The organism is Mesorhizobium sp. BH1-1-5 (genome assembly GCF_020165615.1).
In the GTDB taxonomy this organism is placed as follows: Bacteria; Pseudomonadota; Alphaproteobacteria; order Rhizobiales; family Rhizobiaceae; genus Mesorhizobium.
The window spans coordinates 1-20,017 of record NZ_JAIUIM010000028.1 but is presented as its reverse complement, the minus strand read 5'-3'; the positions used below and the strand labels follow the sequence as shown (position 1 = coordinate 20,017).

18 protein-coding genes are annotated in these 20,017 nt (G+C 64.0%); 7 read left to right on the top strand and 11 right to left on the bottom strand.

Translation table 11 applies throughout. From position 1 onward, the window contains the following. The first annotated feature begins 149 nt into the window (after nt 1-149). A complete protein-coding gene (locus LB572_RS28190) occupies nt 150-1,511 on the top strand; it encodes a pilus assembly protein (RefSeq protein ID WP_224670061.1) in 1,362 nt (453 codons plus the stop codon). Between the two features lie 393 nt (nt 1,512-1,904). Further along, nucleotides 1,905-3,020, top strand: a complete 1,116-nt coding sequence (locus LB572_RS28185; protein ID WP_224670060.1) for an acyltransferase family protein — start codon at nt 1,905-1,907, stop codon at nt 3,018-3,020. 153 nt (nt 3,021-3,173) lie between these two features. Here the strand turns inward: LB572_RS28185 and LB572_RS28180 are convergent, their stop codons facing one another. Together LB572_RS28180 and acs are read right to left on the bottom strand one after the other, a co-directional pair. Continuing rightward, nucleotides 3,174-3,950, bottom strand: a complete 777-nt coding sequence (locus tag LB572_RS28180; protein ID WP_224670059.1) for an MOSC domain-containing protein — start codon at nt 3,948-3,950, stop codon at nt 3,174-3,176. After that, the gene (gene acs, locus LB572_RS28175) at nt 3,950-5,905 is read right to left on the bottom strand and encodes an acetate--CoA ligase (protein WP_224670058.1); all 1,956 of its coding nucleotides are present in this window, start codon (nt 5,903-5,905) and stop codon (nt 3,950-3,952) included. The genes LB572_RS28180 and acs overlap by 1 nt, the downstream gene beginning before the upstream one ends. Nucleotides 5,906-6,213: 308 nt before the next feature. Here acs and LB572_RS28170 point away from each other — a divergent pair, with 308 nt between their 5' ends. Beyond that, complete coding sequence (locus LB572_RS28170; RefSeq protein WP_140807231.1) at nt 6,214-6,486, top strand: usg protein; 273 nt, start codon at nt 6,214-6,216, stop codon at nt 6,484-6,486. A gap of 301 nt (nt 6,487-6,787) precedes the next feature. Here LB572_RS28170 and LB572_RS28165 read toward each other — a convergent pair whose 3' ends face one another. Together LB572_RS28165 and LB572_RS28160 are read right to left on the bottom strand one after the other, a co-directional pair. Further along, on the bottom strand, nt 6,788-7,822 hold the full coding sequence (locus LB572_RS28165) for an aldo/keto reductase (RefSeq protein ID WP_224670057.1): 1,035 nt from the start codon (nt 7,820-7,822) through the stop codon (nt 6,788-6,790). Between the two features lie 36 nt (nt 7,823-7,858). After that, nucleotides 7,859-9,046, bottom strand: a complete 1,188-nt coding sequence (locus LB572_RS28160) for an MFS transporter (protein ID WP_224670056.1) — start codon at nt 9,044-9,046, stop codon at nt 7,859-7,861. A gap of 200 nt (nt 9,047-9,246) precedes the next feature. On the opposite strand from LB572_RS28160, the gene LB572_RS28155 reads away from it, so the two are divergent. Next, a complete protein-coding gene (locus LB572_RS28155; protein WP_224670055.1) occupies nt 9,247-10,152 on the top strand; it encodes a LysR family transcriptional regulator in 906 nt (301 codons plus the stop codon). 64 nt (nt 10,153-10,216) lie between these two features. On the opposite strand, the gene LB572_RS28150 is transcribed toward LB572_RS28155, so the two are convergent. The 4 genes from LB572_RS28150 to LB572_RS28135 form a co-directional block, all read right to left on the bottom strand. Next, the gene (locus LB572_RS28150; RefSeq protein ID WP_224670054.1) at nt 10,217-11,266 is read right to left on the bottom strand and encodes an aldo/keto reductase; all 1,050 of its coding nucleotides are present in this window, start codon (nt 11,264-11,266) and stop codon (nt 10,217-10,219) included. A 129-nt stretch (nt 11,267-11,395) separates the two neighbouring features. Continuing rightward, nucleotides 11,396-11,797 (bottom strand): type II toxin-antitoxin system VapC family toxin, encoded by a 402-nt coding sequence (locus tag LB572_RS28145; protein ID WP_224670053.1) that lies wholly within the window; start codon nt 11,795-11,797, stop codon nt 11,396-11,398. Then, nucleotides 11,797-12,051 (bottom strand): type II toxin-antitoxin system Phd/YefM family antitoxin, encoded by a 255-nt coding sequence (locus tag LB572_RS28140; protein WP_224670052.1) that lies wholly within the window; start codon nt 12,049-12,051, stop codon nt 11,797-11,799. Before LB572_RS28140 ends, LB572_RS28145 begins: the two co-directional genes overlap by 1 nt. Nucleotides 12,052-12,133: 82 nt before the next feature. Continuing rightward, nucleotides 12,134-12,796: a YggS family pyridoxal phosphate-dependent enzyme gene (locus LB572_RS28135; protein WP_224670051.1), complete on the bottom strand. Its 663-nt coding sequence runs from the start codon at nt 12,794-12,796 to the stop codon at nt 12,134-12,136. Nucleotides 12,797-12,943: 147 nt separating this feature from the next. Between LB572_RS28135 and leuS the strand changes: the two genes are divergently transcribed. Together leuS and lptE are read left to right on the top strand one after the other, a co-directional pair. Beyond that, nucleotides 12,944-15,571, top strand: coding sequence for a leucine--tRNA ligase (gene leuS, locus LB572_RS28130; RefSeq protein WP_224670050.1), 2,628 nt, complete (start codon nt 12,944-12,946; stop codon nt 15,569-15,571). Next, nucleotides 15,558-16,139 carry an LPS assembly lipoprotein LptE gene (lptE, locus tag LB572_RS28125; protein WP_140801857.1) on the top strand — a complete coding sequence of 194 codons (582 nt, stop codon included), beginning with the start codon at nt 15,558-15,560 and terminating at the stop codon, nt 16,137-16,139. The genes leuS and lptE overlap by 14 nt, the downstream gene beginning before the upstream one ends. An 86-nt stretch (nt 16,140-16,225) precedes the next feature. Here lptE and fsa read toward each other — a convergent pair whose 3' ends face one another. Then, a complete protein-coding gene (gene fsa / locus LB572_RS28120; protein ID WP_140801856.1) occupies nt 16,226-16,882 on the bottom strand; it encodes a fructose-6-phosphate aldolase in 657 nt (218 codons plus the stop codon). Between the two features lie 91 nt (nt 16,883-16,973). Between fsa and LB572_RS28115 the strand changes: the two genes are divergently transcribed. Beyond that, nucleotides 16,974-19,157, top strand: coding sequence for a primosomal protein N' (locus tag LB572_RS28115; protein WP_224670049.1), 2,184 nt, complete (start codon nt 16,974-16,976; stop codon nt 19,155-19,157). Nucleotides 19,158-19,167: 10 nt separating this feature from the next. On the opposite strand, the gene LB572_RS28110 is transcribed toward LB572_RS28115, so the two are convergent. Together LB572_RS28110 and LB572_RS28105 are read right to left on the bottom strand one after the other, a co-directional pair. Next, nucleotides 19,168-19,623: a type II toxin-antitoxin system VapC family toxin gene (locus tag LB572_RS28110; protein ID WP_224670048.1), complete on the bottom strand. Its 456-nt coding sequence runs from the start codon at nt 19,621-19,623 to the stop codon at nt 19,168-19,170. After that, a complete protein-coding gene (locus LB572_RS28105; protein WP_224670047.1) occupies nt 19,620-19,865 on the bottom strand; it encodes a type II toxin-antitoxin system Phd/YefM family antitoxin in 246 nt (81 codons plus the stop codon). Before LB572_RS28105 ends, LB572_RS28110 begins: the two co-directional genes overlap by 4 nt. Between the last annotated feature and the right edge of the window lie 152 nt (nt 19,866-20,017).

Below are 20,017 nucleotides of genomic sequence, written 5' to 3'. Positions count from 1 at the left end.
CGTTCACTCTAGGATTTGCCGAAATCCAGCAAAAACAATGGATTAACCTGCCGTTAAGCGTCTTTCGGCGGTCGCCGGCCGGGTCTGGCCGAAATCCTGCAACGCCTTTGTCGAGCGGCACGGTGCCGCAAACAGTGGAGGCGGAAGGGATGCGGCAGTTCAGAGGTGTCGTTCGTGGGGTGGACGGCTTTACCCGCAATCGCGAAGGAAATTTCGCGGTCCTGTTCGGAGTTGCCGCATCGGTGCTCGCGCTGGGGGTGGGATTCGCGGTCAATATCTCGCAGCTCTACAATGCGAAATCGAGCTTGCAGGGCGTCGTCGACGCCGCTGTGACCTCGACGGCCCGCGATCTCACCCTCGGCGTCATCACCGAAGCGGACGCCAACAAGACGGTGCAGGCATTCCTCGACGCCAACAGCGCGGCCGGCATCCTGCAAGCCAACCGGATCGTGCTGGACAAGCTCACGGTCGACAGGACGGCCAGCACGGTACGGGCGGATGTGCACGCCGATGTCAGCCTTTACTTCCCGGTCTTCAGCATCGGCGACATGCAACGGGTCAAGTCCTCGACTACCGCGCTCTATTCGGACAAGACGGTCGAGGTGGCAATGATGCTCGACGTCACCGGTTCGATGGCGGGCCAGAAGATCAAGGACCTGAGGACGGCGGCGGGCAACGCGGTCGATTCTTTCCTCGCCGGCCAGAACGCCGCCAATCCGCGCGTGCGGGTGGCGATCGTGCCTTATGCTAATTCGGTCAATGTCGGATCGCTCGCCGCAAGCACGGTCTTTGTCGAGACCAACGCCAGCGAGCGCAAGCAGGCGCCGGGCAATGACGATCCAAAATATGTCTCGGCCTCGCCGCGCCCGGATACCTGCGCGACCGAGCGGAAGGGCGCCTATCAATATTCGGACGCCGGTCCGGATGTGAGCATGGTCAACCGCGATCTCTATTTGTCCGGCTTCGCCAGGGACACCCGCACACGAGCCTGTCCCGTCGCGACAATACAGCCGCTGACCACGGATGCCTCGGCCCTCAACAATGTCATCAAGAACCTCGATGCCTCCGGCGGCACCGCGGGCCATATCGGCGTGCAGTGGGCCTGGTACATGCTGTCGGAAAACTGGGGCGGCGTCATGAAGGCCTCGCAACGGCCGGCCAGAATGGATCCGAAGCAGGTCGCGAAATACGTGATCCTGATGACCGATGGCGAATTCAATCTGTCCTATTTCGACGCCAGCGACCCGAGCCAGGTCTACAACGACGCCGGCAAGGTGCAGACACGTACCGCTGCGACGACGCTCTGCGCGGCCATGCGCGACCAGGGCATCGAGATCTTCACCATCGGCTTCGCGCTTACGGAGAAGAACGCCAAGTCGACGCTGCAATCCTGCGCCAGCCCGGACACAAGCAATAGCAAGCATTTCTACCAGGCCGCCAATGGCGCCGAGCTCGACCAGGCGTTTCAGGATATCGTGCGCAACATCGACAACCTTACGGTGACCAAATAGCGGCCAAGCCGCTGAGCTGCAGCATCGATCTCAAAAGGAAAAGGCCGCCGCTTCTTGCGAAGCCGGCGGCCTTCCGTGTTTCCGTCCATGACGCGGCTTCTGGCGGCAGCCCCTCCGGGCTACCTGCCGCGCGTCTCGCGCCTTAACGGGAAGACTGCTTCCCGGAAGTGCAATCCGCTGAGCTCACGTTATAGGAAACGAAATCACTCGACATCGGATCACCTCCTTTCAGTTCGTTGAACACACCACAATGATGGGGTGCGCCGCAGCAAAAGACAAGGGGCCGGCATTACGGCGATCCTGCAGGCTTCTCCCGTTCAACCAGGCGCTCGGCATTCCGGTTGTCGATGGGGCACGATTCTCGTGAGACGCTGATGTTTTGGGGAATTGAAGATGAGGAATGTTGGCTGTACAGACGGAATAATGGGGGGTGGGCCGAAGCAACGTTTACTGGCACTTGACGGACTTCGAGCCTACGCCGCGCTCGCGGTCATCGTATACCATGCGATATTGCTGTTCGATCACGGGCTCATTCAGCGCGTGCTGCCAAAGACATTCTGGGACGTGGATGCCAGCGATGTTTGGGCGAAGGCCTGGCTCTCGACCTTCAACGGCGCAGCGGCCGTGGAGTTGTTCTTTTTACTGAGCGGCTGCGTTCTGATTCGGTCGTTGGATGCCGCCAGGGGCAGGTGGCCGTCGGTTGCGGCTTCCTTTGCGATCAAGCGCGCTCTGCGTATCTATCCCGGCTTGATTCCATGCGTTGCCGTGACCGCTGCGGTCACTCCGTCCGCCCTTTCGTGGGGCGACATCGCCGGCAACATGGCACTGTGGAACTTCGATGTGGTTGGCCCGAGCTGGACCTTGCAGGTCGAGATGCTTGCCATTCCACTCCTGCTCATCGTGAGCATACTGCATCGGAACTGGGGCGCCTGGGGCATGCTCGCGGTGTTGGTCGTGGCCGTCATCGCGAGAAAGAACCAGGAGATGTTCGTAGCTCCACTGCTTGGCCAATTCGGCTATCTGTTCATTCTGGGCACCCTGGTGCCGAGCCAGGTCGGGCGTTTCACCGCATCGTTGGCGAAGCCAGTCGGTTGGATGCCCGTTGTCTTGGCTTTCGTCTTTCTTCGGCAATGTCTGGGTGGCATGGATCTGGTGACGGCGGCCCTCGGCTTTGTCCTTTTGGCGCTGCTCTACCATGACGACAAGGCGGCTACGGCGCCTGTGCTCGTGTCTCGGGTCCCGCAATTTCTTGGGAAGGTGAGCTTCGGCATCTACCTTTGGAATGTGCCGTTCTTCTACATGTCGTACCTGCTGCCGAAGGCGCTGTGGTCCCTCGATACCGTGACAGCGGGGCTCATCATTTCTGCGGGGATCGTTCCTCTGAGCATTTTCCTCGCCACGCTCAGCTATCGGTTTATCGAAGTGCCTGGCATAATGCTGGGAACCCGCTTAACGAGCCTCGGACCTTTCGGCTCGCGGCGTCTCTCTGCGCCAGAAGCGGCAAACTGATCTGCCTCGAAATGGCTGGGCGCAGAGTGGCTCCATGGGCATCCATCTGGCGGTAGGGGGCCATTCTTCGGAACGGCGTGCCGAGCCCATGGATTGACGATCGCGGCGGCCCGCATGCCGATGCGTGGGGCGTCGGCACACTCAGGCTATTTTTCAACCACCAGGTAGAAATCGCATCGGCGCGCCGATCGCGATGCGCGCTGGTCGGTCGACGGTGCAATAGACGCCGAGATTGTGGGCGTTGTGGCGCACCAGGTTGCGCAGGATGCCGGGATCGGTGTCGAAGCCGGGTTCGTCGCCGAAACCGCCTTGGGCGATGATGGTGAAGCCGCAGCGGCGGCAGGGTTCGGAGACGGTGAGCTCGAGATCGCCGACCGCGAGCTTCCTGCCGATCCATTCCGTTTCCGGGAAGGCGCCTTCGACTGGCGCCGTGTCGACGACGATGTTGGGCCGGAAGCGGCGCGGATCGGGCGTGCCTTCTGGATGCAGCGCCTTCAGCCGGGACAGCGAGGCGGTGGTGAGCAGGTGGATCGGCGCCTTGGCATAGCGGGCCTCGGTCAGCGGTCCGGCATAGTCGGGCGCCGTGTTCTCAGCGCCGAACGGTCGGATTTCGGCGTCGAAGCCGAGAAAGGCCGATACGGCGCGGTTGCTTTCAGGGTCGGGCGCCGGCAGCCAGCCGCCGCCGGGCACCGCCACTTCGAGCCGCCTGTGCTGGCTCAGCCGGGTGCGGATCAGCGGCACCTTGTGCCATCTGGCCTCCCGGTCGGGTCTGGCGATCTCGCCGTCGGAAGCATCGACCAGTCCGAACAGCCGGTCGCCGTCGACGGTCTTCAGCCCGACGGAGATGGCGTCCAGCCGCTCGCCGGCGAGCGAACTCGCCGGATAGCGCCAGAGCTGGCTGACGGCGCCGAGGATCGCCCCGCCGCTCATCAGCCCTTCTTGTTCTGCCGGTTGGCGACAAGGTCGTCGACCACGGCCGGATCGGCCAGCGTCGAGGTGTCGCCGAGCGCGCCGAAATCGTCCTCGGCGATCTTGCGCAGGATGCGCCGCATGATCTTACCGGAACGGGTCTTCGGCAGGCCCGGCGCGAACTGGATCTTGTCGGGCGTGGCGATCGCGCCGATCTCCTTGCGGACATGCGCGACCAGCTCCTTGCGCAGATCCTCGCTCGATTGGGTGCCGGCCATCAGCGTGACATAGCAATAGATGCCCTGGCCCTTGATGTCGTGCGGGTAGCCGACGACGGCGGCCTCCGAGACCTTGTCATGGCTGACCAGCGCCGATTCGACCTCAGCCGTTCCCATGCGGTGGCCGGAGACGTTGATGACGTCGTCGACGCGGCCGGTGATCCAGTAATAGCCGTCGGCGTCGCGGCGGCAGCCGTCGCCGGTGAAGTACTTGCCCTTGTAGGTCGAGAAATAGGTCTGCACGAAGCGGTCGTGGTCGCCATAGACGGTGCGCATCTGGCCCGGCCAGGAATCGGCGATGCAGAGATTGCCGTCGGTGGCGCCTTCCAGCACCTTGCCTTCGCCGTCGACCAGCTGCGGCTGGACGCCGAAGAAGGGCCGCGTGGCGGAGCCTGCCTTGAGGTCGGTGGCGCCCGGCAGCGGCGTGATCATGATGCCGCCGGTCTCGGTCTGCCACCAGGTGTCGACGATCGGCACCTTGGCGTTGCCGACGACGTTGTAATACCACTCCCAGGCCTCCGGGTTGATCGGTTCGCCGACCGAACCCAGCACGCGCAGCGACTTGCGCGAGGTCTTCTTCACATGGCTGTCGCCGGCGCCCATCAGCGCGCGCAGCGCCGTCGGCGCGGTGTAGAAGATGTTGACCTGGTGCTTGTCGATCACTTCCCAGAAGCGCGACTGCGAAGGATAGTTCGGCACGCCTTCGAACATCAGCGTCGTGGCGCCGTTGGCCAAGGGCCCGTAGACGATGTAGCTGTGGCCGGTGACCCAGCCGACATCGGCCGTGCACCAGTAGATGTCGCCGTCATGGTAGTCGAAGACATATTGGTGCGTCATCGAGACGAAAACGAGATAGCCGGCGGTGGTGTGCAGCACGCCCTTCGGCTTGCCGGTCGAGCCGGAAGTGTAGAGGATGAACAGCGGGTCTTCCGCCTTCATCTTCTCCGGCTTGCAGTCGGCCTTAACGGTCGCCGCCTCGTCGTGGTACCAGACGTCGCGCCCCGGCACCCAGCCGGTCTTGCCGCCGGTGCGGCGCACGACCACGACCTTCTCGACCTTGGTGCCGGCCCTGGCGGCGATCTCGATCGCCTTGTCGGTGTTGTCCTTGAGCGGGATCGGCTTGCCGCCGCGCAGGCCCTCGTCGGCCGTCACGACGATGGTCGACTTGCAGTCGTCGATGCGGCCGGCCAGCGCGTCGGGCGAGAAGCCGCCGAACACCACCGAATGGATCGCGCCGATCCGCGTGCAGGCCAGCATCGCATAGGCGGCTTCCGGGATCATCGGCATGTAGAGGGTGACGCGGTCGCCCTTCTTGACGCCATGCTTCTTCAAGACATTGGCGAAGCGGCAGACATGCGCGTAGAGCTCGTTATAGGTGACCTTGCGGTCGTCATAGGGGTTGTCGCCTTCCCAGATGATGGCGGTCTGGTCGCCGCGCTTCTTCAAATGCCGGTCGATGCAGTTGTAGGAGACGTTGGTCCGGCCGTCCTCGAACCACTTGATCGAGACCTTGCCGTCGAAGGAGGTGTTCTTGACCTTGGTGAAGGGCTTGAACCAGTCGATGCGCTTGCCGTGCTTGCCCCAGAACTTGTCCGGGTTCTTCACGCTGTCGGCATACCATTTGAGATAGGTGTCGTTGTCGATCAACGCGTTCTTCTTCCACGCCGGCTGGACGCGGTGGACATGCACATCGGACATTTTTCAGCTTTCCTCCGGGACCGTTCCGCCGGCTTGAAGCGCCGGCGGCATCGCGGCGAAGCGGCCGCGAATTCGCGGGCATTATTAACAGTTCCGCCGTGACGGCAATATTAGACGTTGGATTCGCGCGGCGGGATGACGCAGGGGCAGGCGTGAACCGCTGACAGCACTCGCCGCATGTCGCTGCTAACCAACTGTTTTAGCGAAGGAAAAGCCGGACAGGATCAGAAAAAATCAATAGACAGTTAAGCAACTGGGCGCAGAATCGAAGATCGGGAGGAAAGGAGATCGATCCTAAGGGGGCTGCCATGCAAGACCATTGTGAAATGGACCTGATGCTCAGGGGCTATGGGCTGACCACGGCCAAGATCCTCTACCACTTCCCGGACCATCCGCATCTCTTACAGAGCTACATCTGGCAGGATTACGACATCGCGCCGAAGTTCCCGGTGCTGATCCGCTTCATCGAGTTCTGGAAGACCAAGCTCGACGGTCCGCTGCATTCGGTGACTTACACGCATCACAAGCTGATCGCGCCGAACGAGTGGCGCAAGGTGGATGGGGAGTTCGTATTGCACTGAGCGACGCAAAGTTTCTGTGGACGTCGAATGTTTGGCGGAAGCGCCCGTCGCTTCGTCATCCACGGGCGAAGCAAGGAGCGAAGCGACGCGGCGCAGACCCGAGGATCCATTCCGTGACTTCGAAGCGTTGCGACGATCCAGAATTCTGCTCCGTTGTGCTCTACGATCGAGGTAACGGAATGGATCCTCAGGTCTTCGCGACGCCGCTACGCGACTGCTCCGCCCGTGGATGACGAAGCCCGGAGGGCTGCAGCCAATCGCAAACGTTCGCGCTGCCCAGATAGGAACGGTCGCTACATGCTCACACCGCCGGCGGGTTCAGCCGGGCGAAACCTTCCTGGCGCCGATAGGGAAAGTAAGGATAGGGCGCGGTCACTGCGCTTGCTTCATCGAGCGCCTTGATCAGCTCGGGCGTCAGCGCCCAGCCTACGGCCCCCAAATTCTGACGCAACTGCTCCTCATTGCGTGCGCCGATGATCACCGACGACACGGTCGGCCGCTGCAAGAGCCAGTTGATGGCGACCTGCGGAACGGTCTTGCCGGTCTCGGCTGCGACCGCTTCCAGCGCATCGACCACCTTGAACAGAAGCTCGTTCTCGACCGGAGGCCCGAAATCGGCGGTGTCGTGCAGCCGGCTCCTTTCCGGCAAGGGCTGTCCGCGGCGGATCTTGCCGGTGAGCCGGCCCCAGCCGAGCGGACTCCACACCAGCGCGCCGACGCCCTGGTCGAGGCCGAGCGGCATCAGCTCCCATTCATAGTCGCGGCCGACGAGCGAGTAATAGACCTGATGCGCGACGTAGCGCGGATAGCCGTGCCTGTCGGCAAGGCCGAGCGACTTCATCACCTGCCAGCCCGAGAAATTGGAGACGCCGACATAGCGCAGCTTGCCGGAACGCACGAGATCGTCCAGCGCCGACAGCACTTCCTCGATCGGCGTCGAGGCGTCAAAGGCGTGAAGCTGCAGCAGGTCGATATAGTCGGTGCCGAGGCGCTTCAGCGCCGCGTCGACGGAGCGTATCAGGCGCGAGCGCGACGAGCCCCAGTCGGCCGGGCCGTCGCCCATCGGCAGGGACGTCTTGGTCGAGATCAGCACCGCGTCGCGGCGGCCCCTGATGGCCTCGCCTAGCACCTCCTCCGAAGCGCCGTTCGAATAGACATCGGCCGTGTCGAAGAGATTGACGCCCGCCTCCAGGCAGATGTCGACCAGCCGGCGCGCCTCCTTCGCGTCGCTGTTGCCCCAGTGGCCGAAGAGCGGGCCGGAGCCGCCGAAGGTTCCGGCGCCGAAGGAAAGGGCGGGCACTTTCAGGCCGGAGGCGCCGAGAGGTCGATAGTCCATCTTTTTCTCCTGATCGGATGTCGAAGGGATCAGCGCTCAGCACTGCGCCGTGACCGGCTTGCCGATCGCCCGGCCGCGTTCGAGACGCAGCGCCACGAGCACCACGCCGAGCGCGGCGAGCGGCACCAAGCCGGCGACGAGGGGGACGGCGCCGAGGCCTGGACCATGATCGATGACGAAGCCGCCGAGCCAGGCGCCGATGGCGTTGCCGAGATTGAAGGCGGCGATGTTGAAGGAGGAGGCCAGGCCCTGGCCGGCGCCCTCGGCCTTCTCCAGCACCCACATCTGCAGCGGCGCGACGGTGGCGAAGGCGGCGGCACCCAGCAGGCCGACGGCAACGATCGCGGTGATCGGCTGATGGATCGCCGCGGTCATGACGAACAGCACCGCCGACAGCGCGACCAGCGTGCCGACGACGGTCGGCACCAGATGGCGGTCGGCGAGGCGTCCGCCAAGCAGGTTGCCGGCGACCAGCCCGCCGCCGAAGACGAGCAGGATCGGCGAGACGGCTCCCTCGGAAAAGCCGGTGACGCGGGTGAGGATCGGCGCCAGATAGGTGAAGGCGGCAAAGACGCCGACCCAGCTCAGCACCGTGGTCAAAAGGCCGAGCAGCACCGGCCTGCGGCCGAGCACGGCGAGCGTGCCTTCCGAGCTCTCCTCCTCGTCCGCTGCGGCCGGCTCGTCGCGCGGCACCAGCAGCGCGATCACGGCAAAGGCGACGACGCCGACCAGCGTGACGGCAAGGAAAGTCGAGCGCCAGCCATAGGCCTGGCCGAGCCAGGTGCCGAAGGGCACGCCGAGAATGTTGGCGACGGTGAGGCCGGTGAACATCAAGGCGATGGCCGAGGCCTTCCGGTTGGGCGCGACAAGGCCAGTAGCGACGACCGAGCCGACGCCGAAGAAGGAGGCATGGGCGAATGCGGTCAGCACGCGCGCCGCCATCAGCGTCCAGTAGTCGGGCGCCAGCGCGCAGGCGAGGTTGCCGACGGTGAAGACCACCATAAGCGCAAGCAGCAAGGTCTTGCGCGGCAGGCGGCCGGTCAAGGCGCCGAGCAGCGGCGCGCCGACGACGACGCCCAGCGCATAGCCGGAGATGAGCAGGCCCGCGGCCGAGATCGAGACGCCGAGATCGGCGCTGACGTCGAGCAGCAGGCCCATGATGACGAATTCGGTGACGCCGATGCCGAAGGCGCCGGCGGTAAGGGCATAAAGAGCAAGGGGCATGGCGATCGTCCGTTGTGCTGGAGGACGCTTATCTCCCGCGCCCCGGAATCTTTGCTGGCGCATGATCTTTCCCAAAAACCGGTTCCCACTTTTTGCTTTCGCTGACCTTCGGTTCGGGATCATGCACGGAGAAGATCGTGATCCTCCAGGCTGTGAACCAGCCTTGCATCAGGCATATTTTCTGTGAAATAGATTCACGAATGGCGAGACCCGACATCAACCGTTCCGGCGAGATCGAAGTGTTCGTCCGCGTCGTCGAGGCGGGCAGTTTCTCGGCGGCGGCGCGGGCGCTGCGCATGACGCCGTCGGCGGTGAGCAAGCTGATCGCGCGGCTGGAGGCGCGGCTTGGCGCGCGGCTGATCAGCCGCTCGACACGCAAGCTGCAACTGACGCCCGAGGGAACCGCCTTTTACGACAGCGGCCTGCGCATCCTCGCCGATCTCGATGCGGCGGAGCGGGAAGCCGCGGCGGGGGCTGCGCCGCGGGGCCGCCTCAGGGTCAATTGCTATGTGCCGTTCGGCCAGCACCGGTTGATGCCGCTGTTGCCGCGCTTCGTCGAACGCCACCCGGAAATCTCCGTCGAGGCGGTGCTGACCGACAGCGTCATCGACCTGATGGAGGAGCGCGCCGACGTCGCGATCCGCGCCGGCCCGCTGCGCGAGTCGAGGCTGGTGGCGCGCAAGCTCGGCCAGAGCCGGATGGTGGTCGTTGCCGCACCTACCTATCTCGAAGCGCGCGGCACGCCGCGGACGCCGGCGGACCTCGTCAGTCACAATCTACTCGCCTTCGGCTTCGTGCGGCATATAGACGGGATGCCATTCGTAGATGCGAAGGGTGCGCCGGTCATGGTCCCGATTGCCGGTAATTCGACGGTCAGCGACGGCGAGGCGATGCGGCTGACGACACTGGCGGGCGCGGGCATCGCAAGGCTGGCGCGCTGGCATGTCGAGCCCGACATCGCCGCCGGGCGTCTCGTGCCGCTGCTGGAAGCGTTCAACCCCGGCGACGAGGAACCGACGCACGCCGTCTATGTCGGCCAGGGCAAGCATCTGCCGGCGCGGGTGCGCGCCTTCCTCGATTTCCTGGCGGAGACCGTTCGTCTCTGAATAAGGAAAAAGCCGCGCGTCCAAGGACACGCGGCTCTGACATGTCTGCTCAAAATGAAAGGAATTACGCCTTCGACACGAAAGGCGCTGGACGCCGGCCGGCGCCTTGTCGCTCCAGCATCCAGCCGGGATATTCGGCAGGCAGCGCGCTCACCTCGTCAAGCCTGGCAAGATCGTCGGCGTCGAGCTTCAGACCGGTCGCGGCGAGGTTCTGCTCAAGCTGGTCCATGCGGCTGGCGCCGATGATGACGCTCATTACGAAAGGTTTTGCCAGCACATAGCCCAGCGCCACGGTGGGGACGCTGACATCGTGCTTCTTCGCGACGTCGCGCATGACCGCAACCGCCGCCCAGGCGCGGTCCTCGTCGACCGGCGGGAAGTTGAAGGAAGCGCGGCGGCCCTCGCCATTGCCGGGCGCGCCGGGGCCATATTTGCCGGAGAGCAATCCGCCGGCCATCGGCGACCAGACCATCAGGCCGAGCTTCTCTTCATTGATAAGCGGCACGATCTCGCGCTCGAGATCGCGGCCGGCGATGGAGTAATAGGACTGGATGGTCTCGAAGCGGGCAAAGCCCTTGCGCTCCGCGATGCCCAGCGCCTTGGCAATGCGCCAGGCCTGCCAGTTGGAGACGCCGACATAGCGGACCTTGCCGCCGGCGACGAGATCGTCGAGCGCGCGCAGCGTCTCGTCGATCGGCGTCACCGTGTCGGTGCCGTGCAACTGGTAGAGGTCGATATGGTCGAGCTGCAGCCGCTCCAGGCTGGCGTCGACCGAATCCATGATATGGCCGCGCGAGGAGCCGCGTTCGTTCGGCCCGTTGCCCATGGTGCCATGCACCTTGGTGGCGATGATGACGTCGGATCTTTTGACGCCGAGGTCCTTGAGCGACTGTCCCAGCAACTGCTCGGACTGGCCGACCGAATAGACGTCGGCCGTATCGAAGAAATTGACGCCGGCGGCGATGGAGCGGCCCACGATTTCGTTGACGCCCTTCTGGTCGAGGCTGGCGATCAGGCCCCATTGGGCATTCTGGCCGGCGGCGCCGAAGGTCATGGTGCCGAGGCAGAGCTCGGAGACGAACAGGCCGGTGTTGCCAAGCTGGTTGTAGCGCATGGTGCGATTTCCCCGGGAACAGGAGTGGATGACAGGGGGGAAATAGGAACGGCCCGTTTCGTTTCAAGCTCTGGCGTAAGCGCCTTGGTCAACTTGGCGTGAAGTTGCCAACGTCGGATCCCAGAGCGGTCAGACTTCCCAGGGATTGAAGATCGCAACGCCGACGTCTTCGAAATCGGCAACGTTGCGCGTCACCAAAATGAGGTCGTGGACGAGTGCCGTAGCAGCAATAAGTCCATCCGCGTCACCGCGCGTGCGCAAGGCAGAGATACGGCCCCATTCAGCCGCTATTTTCTCGTCTATGTCGAGAATTCGATTTTCATAGCTGTGGCGCAAACCATGAAACCATGCCGCAAGATGGTTTGCCGCTTCCGAATCGCTTCGCCGCTTCATTTCGATTCCGTGCGCGATCTCGCCGAGTGTGATTACGCTCAGAAAGAAAGACTGCCTGTCCTGCTGGACTAACCAATCCGCCACAGAGCCTTGGCGCTTTCGAGCGGCCGAGACGACGTTTGTGTCCAAAAGAAACATCAAAGGTCAACGTCTCTGCCGGGCCCTTTGGAGCGGCGGTTGACTTCCTCGGCAAATTCGTCGTCCCATTCAGGGCCAGAGAGAAGATATTCCACCAACGAAGGTTTGGATCCAACCAACCTTTCGTATTCTTCCGCGGCCAGAACAACAGCAGCGGGCTTGCCACGTAATGTGATCGTCTGGGGCCCTTTTTCGCGGGCCTGTTGAACCAATTTCGAAAGATTGTTTTTTGCGTCCTGCAAATGCCAGTTCATTGGAAAACTACCTAGCTAGCTTGGCTAGATATATACCTGGCGAGATGGATTAGCTACGACGTGCCTGGATCGCGGTTTAACCTCACCGGCTGCCGAAGATCGCCGAGCCGACCCTGACGCCGGTCGCGCCGAAGGCGACGGCCGTTTCGTAGTCGCCGGACATGCCCATCGAGAGCTTTGCGACGCCGGCCTCGCGGGCGAGCTTGTCCAGCAGCGCGAAATGCGGGCCGGGGTTTTCATCGGCCGGCGGGATGCACATCAGGCCCTCGATGGCGAGGCCGTGCACGTCGCGGCAGCGTTTGACGAAGGCGACCGCCTCGCGCGGCTCGATGCCGGCCTTCTGCGGCTCGGAGCCGGTGTTGACCTGGACATAGAGTTTCAGCGTCCGACCCTGCTTGCCGATTTCCTTGGCCAGCTCGGCGGCGATCTTCTCGCGGTCGACGGTCTCGATGACATCGAAAAGCGCCACCGCTTCCTTGGCTTTGTTGGATTGCAGCGGGCCGATCAGATGCAGCTCAAGGTCGGGAAACGCCTCTCTCAGCGCCGGCCATTTGCCCTGCGCTTCCTGCACGCGGTTCTCGCCGAAGACGGGCTGGCCGGCCTCGATGACCGGGCGGATGTCCTCGGCCGCGAAGGTCTTCGACACCGCCACAAGTGTGACGGCACCGGGCTCGCGCTTCGCCTCGCGTTCGGCGCTCGCGATCTTCGCCTTGACCGCGTGAAGCTGCTCTACGGCGCTCGTCATGCCACTATCCTGCCTATAGTTTTAACGCCGACGCCGGCTCGCCGCAGTTGACGGGTCCGGCAATCCATGGTGAACACCGCGACGACACTTCCCGGCCGCCGGCCATTGTCCGGCGCCTCGTGCCTGCTTTTAAGTGAAAAACATCCGATGGCAACCGAACGTTACAATCCGCGCACCGCAGAGCCCAAATGGCAGAAGGCCTGGGCCGACAAGAAGCTGTTCGAGGCCAGGAACGACGACCCGAAGCCGAAATACTACGTGCTCGAGATGTTCCCCTATCCGTCGGGCAAGATCCATATCGGCCACACCCGCAACTACACGATGGGCGACGTGGTGGCGCGCTACAAGCGCGCCAAGGGCTTCAACGTGCTGCATCCGATGGGCTGGGACGCGTTCGGCATGCCGGCCGAAAACGCCGCCATGCAAAACAAGGTCCACCCCAAGGACTGGACCTACGAAAACATCGCGGTGATGCGCGAGCAGCTCAAGATGATGGGCCTGTCGCTCGACTGGGCGCGCGAGTTCGCGACCTGCGACGTCGACTACTACCACCGCCAGCAGATGCTGTTCCTCGACTTTGTCGAGAAGGGGCTGGTGACGCGCAAATCCTCCAAGGTCAACTGGGACCCGGAGGACATGACGGTGCTCGCCAACGAGCAGGTCATCGACGGCCGCGGCTGGCGCTCGGGCGCCCTGGTCGAGCAGCGCGAGCTGACGCAGTGGTTCTTCAAGATCACCGATTTCGCGCAGGACCTCTTGGACTCGCTCAACCGGCTCGACGAATGGCCGGAAAAGGTCAAGCTGATGCAGCACAACTGGATCGGCCGCTCGGAAGGGCTGCTGATCCGCTGGCCGCTGGCGGCACCGGTTGGCGACACGCATGAGCTGGAAGTCTACACGACCCGGCCCGACACCATCTTCGGCGCCTCCTTCATGGCGGTCGCCGCCGACCATCCGCTGGCGAGAAAGGCCGCCGAAAACAATGTCGAGCTGGCCAAGTTCATCGAGGAGGTCCGCCACATGGGCACCTCGGTGGCGGCGCTGGAGACGGCCGAAAAGAAGGGCTTCGACACCGGCATCCGCGTCGTCCATCCGTTCGACGAGAGCTGGACGCTGCCGGTCTATGTCGCCAATTTCGTGCTGATGGAATACGGCACCGGCGCCATTTTCGGCTGCCCGTCTGGCGACCAGCGCGACCTCGACTTCGCCAACAAATATGGCCTGCCGGTGATCCCGGTGGTGATGCCGGAAGACGCCGATGCCAAGACCTTCCAGGTCATCGAGGAGGCCTATGTCGATGACGGCGTGATGATCAATTCGCGCTTCCTCGACGGCATGAAACCCGAGAAGGCTTTCAACGAAGTCGCGAAGCTGCTGGAAGAAAAGACGATCGGCGGCCGGCCGATGGCGGAGCGCAAGGTGAATTTCCGCCTGCGCGACTGGGGCATCTCGCGCCAGCGCTATTGGGGCTGCCCGATCCCGATGATCCACTGCGAGGCCTGCGGCGTCGTGCCGGTGCCGAAGGCGGACCTGCCGGTGAAGCTGCCCGACGACATCGAGTTCGATCGTCCGGGCAATCCGCTCGACCGTCATCCAACCTGGCGGCATGTGAAGTGCCCGCAATGCGGCCGCGATGCGCGGCGCGAGACCGACACGATGGACACCTTCGTCGATTCGTCCTGGTATTTCGCGCGCTTCACCGCGCCCTGGGCCAACGAGCCGACCGAGCCGAGGGCGGCCGACGAATGGCTGGCGGTCGACCAGTATATCGGCGGCATCGAGCATGCGATCCTGCACCTGCTCTATTCGCGCTTCTTCACCCGTGCCATGCGCGAGACCGGGCATCTGAACCTCGCCGAGCCGTTCAAGGGCCTGTTCACGCAAGGCATGGTGGTGCACGAGACCTACCGTGTCGGCGGCCCATCCAACAACGGACGCTGGCTGTCGCCGAGCGAGGTCAGGATCGAGGACGCCGGCGGCAAGCGCCGCGCCGTCGAGATCGCCACCGGCGAAGAGGCGACGGTCGGCGCGCTGGAGAAGATGTCGAAGTCGAAGAAGAACACGGTGAGCCCGGAAGACATCACCGACGGCTACGGCGCCGACACGGCGCGCTGGTTCATGCTGTCGGACTCGCCGCCGGAGCGCGACGTCGAATGGACCGACGACGGCGCGGCCGGCGCGCACCGCTTCGTGCAGCGCGTCTGGCGCCTGGTGCAGATCGCGGCCGATGAGCTTGCCGGCGTCAAGCCGGCGGCGGCAAAGGATGGCGAGGCGGGCGCTGTTTCCAAGGCTGCGCACAAGATCCTGAAGGCGGTCGGCGAGGACATCGAGAAGCTCGGCTTCAACCGCGCCATCGCCCGCATCTATGAGCTCGCCAATGTGCTGACGACGCCGCTCAACGACGTCGCCGAAGGCAAGGCCGACGCCGCGCTGAAGGGCGCCTGCCGCGAGGCGGTGGAGATCCTGGTGCATATCGTCGCGCCGGTCATGCCGCATCTGGCGGAGGAATGCTGGCAGGCGCTGGGCGGCGCCGAGATGGTCGCCGAACGGCCGTGGCCGGTCTACGATCCAGCTTTGGTCGTCGACAACGAGATCGTGCTGCCGGTGCAGGTCAACGGCAAGAAGCGCGGGGATTTGACAATTGCCCGCGACGCGGATCAAGGTGCCGTCGAAAAAGCGGTGCTGGCCCTCGACTTCGTGCAAAAAGCACTGGAAGGTAAGGCTCCGCGCAAGGTGATCATCGTCCCGCAGAGGATCGTCAATGTCGTTGCCTGATCCGGTGAAGTCAGAAGCGGTCCGCCTGCGCGGCCGCTTGGCGGTCTGCGGCATGGCCGCCGCGCTGGCGCTGGTCTCGGCCTGCACGGTCAGGCCGCTCTATTCCAACCAGCCGCTGTCGCCCGGATCGACGCTCAGCGCATCCGCCGAGCTGGGCTCGATCTCGATCAAGCCGGTCAACACCCGTTACGCGCAGCAGGTGCGCAACAATTTGATCTTCGCTTTCGGGCAAGGTTCGGGCGAGCCAGCCTCGCCGGCCTATACGCTCGATCTCGGCATCAGCGAACTCGTCGAATCGGCGGCCATCGTGCAGGTGCAGACCCAGGAAGACGAGCCGACCGCCGGCACGGTCACGCTCACCGCCAATTACGTGCTCAGGGACACCGCGACCAACACGGTGATTGCCGTCGGCAGGCGCTCGATCCCGTCGTCCTTCGACCGGCCGCGCCAGGAGTTCGCGGCCTATCGCGCGCAGATCGACGCCGAGAACCGCGCCGCCCGGGAACTGGCCGACCTGCTGCGGCTTTCCATCGCGCAGGATCTTGCCAAGCACGGCAAAAAAGCCTGACCTCAATCTCGGCACACCTTCGCGCACCGTTTGAAACAAAAAGGCCGGTCACCCGGCCTTTTTTCTGTTCTGACAAGATGCCGACCTCAGCCGATCTTCTGGCCGGTCTTGGCCCAGTCGGCGAGGAACTGCGCCAAGCCCTTGTCGGTCAGCGGGTGACTGACCAGCGCCTTCAGCGTCGCCGGCGGCGCGGTGATGATATCGGCGCCGATCAGCGCGGCCTGCTTGACATGGTTCACCGTGCGCACCGAGGCGGTCAGGATCTCGGTCTTGAAATCGTAATTGTCGTAGATGGTGCGGATTTCCGAGATCAGCTCCATGCCGTCCGAGCCGGTGTCGTCGATGCGGCCGACGAAGGGCGAGATGAAGGAGGCGCCGGCCTTGGCGGCCAGCAGCGCCTGGTTGGCCGAGAAGCAGAGCGTCACATTGACCATGCGGTTCATCTCGGTGCGGATGGTCTTGCAGGCCTTCAGGCCGTCCAAAGTCAGCGGCACCTTGATGGCGACATTCGGCGCGATCTTGGCCAGGATCTTGGCCTCGGCCATCATGTCCTTGTATTCGGTCGCCACGACCTCGGCCGAGACCGGGCCCTCGACGATGTCGCAGATCTGCTTGGTGACTTCGGCGATCTTGCCGCCCGATTTCAGGATCAGAGACGGGTTGGTGGTGACGCCGTCGACCAGCCCCAGATCGTGCAGCTCCTTAATTTCCTTGATGTCAGCGGTGTCGACAAAAAACTTCATGGCTGTCTCCTTGGGGATCGCCTGGCGCCCGCCAGGCACATAAGAGGGTCACTCTTTGATCTAGAGCAAAGTCGGGGCAAGGTCACGCCTGATGATGGAAGATTCGCCCTTTGTCGCAGCCGCGCCGGTGCTGGTGCCGATGCCGGCCGAACGGCCCTACACCTACGCCGTGCCGCCGGGCATGCGCGTGGTGCCGGGCTCGATCGTGCGCGTGCCGCTGGGGCCGCGCCAGGTCGCGGGCATCGTCTGGGACGGTGTGGTCGAGACGGTCGATGCCCGGAAATTGCGGCCGATCGAGGAGGTGTTCGACTGCCCGCCGATCGACAAGGCGATGCGCCGCTTCGTCGACTGGATCGCGCAATACACGCTGTCGGCTCCCGGCATGGTGGCGCGCATGCTGCTCAGGGCGCCGGAGGCTTTCGATCCGGAGCCGTGGATCGAAGGGCTGCAGCGCACGCTGGCCGAGCCGGACCGGTTGACGGATGCGCGGCGCCGCGTGCTGGAGACGGCTGAAGGCGGGCTGGCCTGGACGCGCTCGGGATTGGCGCATGCGGCGGGCGTGTCCTCGACCGTGATCGACGGCTTGCGGGCACAGGGCGTGTTCGAGACGGTGATGATCCCGCCACGGCCGGTGGTGCCAGCGCCCGATCCCGGTCACGCCGTTCCTGAATTGATGCCGGATCAGAAAGCGGCGGCCGAGAAGCTGCGCGCGGCAATCGCGGCCGATGCCTTCAACGTCACGCTGCTCGACGGCGTCACGGGTTCGGGCAAGACGGAAGTCTATTTCGAAGCTGTGGCGGCCGCGCTCGACAAGGGCGGGCAGGTGCTGATCCTGTTGCCGGAGATCGCGCTCACCCATGCCTTCCTCGAACGCTTCCAGGACCGGTTCGGCGCCAAGCCGGCGGAGTGGCATTCCGACCTGCCGCCAAGGATGCGCGAGCGCGTCTGGCGGCAGGTCGCCGAAGGCGGCGTGCGCGTCGTCGCCGGCGCGCGCTCGGCGCTGTTCCTGCCGTTCAAGGAACTCGGCCTGATCGTCGTCGACGAGGAGCACGACCCCGCCTACAAGCAGGAGGATCGCGTCTTCTACAACGCGCGCGACATGGCGGTGGTGCGCGGCCATATCGGCGGCTTCCCGGTCGTGCTCGCCTCGGCGACGCCGTCGGTGGAAAGCCGGGTCAACGCCAGCCAGGGCCGCTACGACCGGGCCGTGCTGTCGTCGCGTTTCGCGGAAGCCGCACTGCCTGACCTGAAGTCGATCGACATGCGGCGCTCGCCGCCGGCGCGCGGCGGCTTCCTGTCGCCTCTGCTTTTGGAGCAGATGCAGCGCACGCTGGAGAGAAAAGAACAGTCGCTGCTTTTCCTCAACCGGCGCGGTTACGCGCCGCTGACGCTGTGCCGCGTCTGCGGCCACCGCTTCGGCTGTCCGGTCTGCTCCGCGTGGCTGGTCGAGCACCGGTTTCGCGGCCAGCTCGTCTGCCACCATTGCGGCCACAATGAGCGGCGGCCGGAAGCCTGTCCGGAATGCGGCACGCTGGATCACCTCGTGGCATGCGGCCCGGGCGTCGAGCGAATCGCCGAGGAAGTGGTCGGGCATTTTCCCGATGCCCGCACCATCGTGCTGTCGTCCGATCTTCTGGGCGGCGTGCGCCGGCTGCGGCTCGAGCTCGAGGCCGTCGCCAATGGCGAGGCCGATATCGTCATCGGCACGCAGCTCGTCGCCAAGGGCCATAATTTTCCAGGCATGACGCTGGTCGGCGTGGTCGACGCGGATCTCGGATTGGCCAATGGCGATCCGCGCGCCGCCGAGCGCACTTTCCAGCTGCTCAGCCAGGTGACGGGCCGCGCCGGCCGCACCGGCAAGAAGAGTCTCGGCCTCCTGCAGACCTACCAGCCGGATCATCCGGTGATGCGGGCCATCGTCTCCGGCGATTCGGAAGCCTTTTACGAGCGCGAGATCACGGAGCGCGAACGCGCGGCGCTGCCGCCTTTCGGCCGGCTCGCCGGCATCATCGTCAGCGCCGCGACGCGGGGCGAGGCGGAGAGCCATGCGCGGGGCTTGCGGCGTGCGGCGCCGCAGGCTTCCGATCTCTTCGTGCTCGGCCCGGCCGAGGCGCCGCTGTCGCTGCTCGGCGGCCGCCACCGCTTCCGCCTTCTGATCCAGGGCGGGCGGCGCGCCGACATCCAAGGTTTCATCCGCGCCATGCTGGCCGAGGGGCCGAAGCTGCGCGGCTCGGTGCGGGTGCAGGTCGACATCGACCCGCAGAGTTTTCTGTGAGTTTGCGGAATTACTCCCTCAGATCACTCTCGGTGAAGGGGTTCAGGTGAGGTACATCGAGAACCGCAAAATGTCGGACATTGGCTGTTAAGACGGACATGCCGTTCAAACGGGCAGTCGAGGCGATCACGACGTCCGCCAAGCCAGGATTGAAGCCTTTGGCGATTGCGGCATCTTCCAGTTTCCCGGCGTCTCTGGCGATTGCGACGTCCACTGGCAGAATGCGCTGGTCGAATTCCGTAAGCAGCCGTTCGAACCAGTCCCCGATACGCGCCGCCTTCGAACTTGCACCCGATCGTCTCAGTTTCGCGACGCCTTTTTCCAGCTCTAAGACGACGATGGATGACATGTGCCAGGAGCCGCGTTCCCGCTGTTCATTGACCCACGTCAGCAGGTGTGAGGGAAGCGGAGGACGGTCAGGCGCAAAAGCCGATAGGAACGACGTGTCGAGTAAATAGCCGCTCAAAATTCGACGTCCCGTGACGGCGATTCGTTGCGCTCAAATTCGATACCGCCAGGATACTGAAGCAGGAAGTCGACAAAGGCTTTTTGGCTGCCTTGCGGATAAAGCTTTCGCCCCTCATCAATCGGAACAACCATGGCAATCGCTTTGCCATGCCTGGTGATGGTAGTAGGCTCACCGTTTGCCGCGGCCTCGATGAGTGCCGAGAGCCCTGCCTTGGCCTCCCGAAGCTGGACGGTTTTCATGATGACCTCCATGTAGTCTCATGTGGTCACAATATAGAGATTGCATCGGAAAGGGACAAGTCCTCATGAAAACCCTGTCGTAAGCACATGAGTTGTCCGGGTTAGGTAGCACATGAGTTGTCCGGTTTTATCGCCAGCGCATGGAGGCTGGG